1 protein-coding gene is annotated in these 245 nt (G+C 60.8%); it reads left to right on the top strand.

Annotated features, from left to right (window positions below; translation table 11 throughout):
- A partial coding sequence (locus ACLIIZ_RS21260) for a transposase (protein WP_416695710.1) occupies window positions 1-245 on the top strand: 245 nt, incomplete at both ends.

Raw genomic sequence — 245 nt, 5'->3', positions numbered from 1 at the left:
ACGTGAGCGACATCACTCAGGCCCAGGCGCTCCTGCATGGTGACGAAACCGATGCCTTTGGTGATGCCGCCTACCAAGGTATCGAGAAGCGGGCAGAGAGTCAGGAAGTCCCGGTGACCTGGCATGTAGCGATGCGTCCGGGCAAGCGCAAGGCCCTGCCGGGGACGTCGCTGGGAGATCTGCTTGAACGGATCGAACACGCCAAAGCCAGTATCCGTGCCAAGGTCGAACATCCGTTCCATGTG

Origin of the sequence: Azonexus caeni (genome assembly GCF_048146105.1) — a bacterium.
Classification (GTDB): Bacteria; Pseudomonadota; Gammaproteobacteria; order Burkholderiales; family Rhodocyclaceae; genus Azonexus; species Azonexus aromaticus_B.
This window is presented reverse-complemented; position numbering and strand designations above follow the sequence as displayed.